Raw genomic sequence first — 1067 nt, forward strand, 5'->3', positions numbered from 1 at the left:
GCCAGCGCGTCGAGCACGCCGGGGGCCGGGCGGGCGGCGTCGGCCCCGTCGAAGTGCAGGCCGAGGACGGCGTCCGCGTGCCGGCGCCCCACGAAGTACTCCTGGAAGCCGAGGCGCCCGGACGGCGTGTCCACGAGGGTCGCGAGCCGGTCGTCCGTCGCGGGCAGCACGTGCGGTCGCACGCCCATCGAACGGGCCAGCTCGGCCGTGACGGAGGACAGCGGCTCGCCCCGGCGCAGGCGCGCGGTGCGCACGATGTGGGTGGCGAGGTCCTTGTCACCGAGGGTGAACCAGGTGTCCTCGCCCAGCTCCTTCAGGGCCGCCAGCGTCGCGTACGACTCGCCGCGCAGGCCCCAGCCCCGCTCCTCGTCGTTGAGCCCGGCGAGGGTGTACAGGACCGTGTCGATGTCGGGGGAGATGGCCAGGCCGTGCAGCTCGGTGTCGTCGCCGACGTTCACGACGACGGTGAGGGAGGGGGCGTCGAGCGCGAGATCGAGGCCGTGCGCGAGCCGCGCACCGCCGACCCCGCCCGCGAGAAGGGTGACGTTCACGCGTCGAGCCTACGTGCGCCGTGGGGGAAGATGGGTGCATGGCCGTCTTCGCGTTCTCCGTCGCCCCCATGACCGCTGGTGAGTCCGTCGCCGAGCAGGTCGCCGAGGCCGTCCGCATCGTCCGGGAGTCCGGCCTCCCGAACCGGACCACCTCGATGTTCACCGAGATCGAGGGGTCCTGGGACGAGGTGATGCCGGTGATCCAGCGCGCGACCGACTCGGTGGCGCGCGGCGGGCACCGGGTCTCGCTCGTCATCAAGGCCGACATCCGCCCGGGTGCCGCCGCCGGGCAGCTCGACAGCAAGATCGCCCGGGTCGAGGAGCGCCTCGCCGCCGACGAGTCGGAGACCGGGCACTCCTGAGCCGCCGTGCGGTAGAGCGGCGTCAGCCGACGAGCACCACGACCGCCAGAACCACCATCAGGGCCGACGACGCCAGCGCCGTGCCCAGCCGCCCGCGCGGCCCCGACAGCACGCGCCCGAGGAGCGTGCCGCCGAGGGCCAGCGCGAGCTGCCA

2 protein-coding genes are annotated in these 1067 nt (G+C 74.2%); one reads left to right on the forward strand and one right to left on the reverse strand.

Going from position 1 to position 1067, the window contains the following annotated elements; translation table 11 throughout:
- Positions 1–551, reverse strand: a 551-nt coding sequence (locus tag PROKR_RS14485; RefSeq protein ID WP_036964377.1) for a 2-phospho-L-lactate transferase CofD family protein, incomplete at its 3' end; no start/stop codon positions are given.
- Positions 552–589: 38 nt separating this feature from the next.
- Between PROKR_RS14485 and PROKR_RS14490 the strand changes: the two genes are divergently transcribed.
- Positions 590–913: a thiamine-binding protein gene (locus tag PROKR_RS14490; protein WP_036964371.1), complete on the forward strand. Its 324-nt coding sequence runs from the start codon at positions 590–592 to the stop codon at positions 911–913.
- Positions 914–1067 lie beyond the last annotated feature (154 nt).

The sequence above is a fragment of the Promicromonospora kroppenstedtii DSM 19349 genome (genome assembly GCF_000515355.1).
Classification (GTDB): Bacteria; Actinomycetota; Actinomycetes; order Actinomycetales; family Cellulomonadaceae; genus Promicromonospora; species Promicromonospora kroppenstedtii.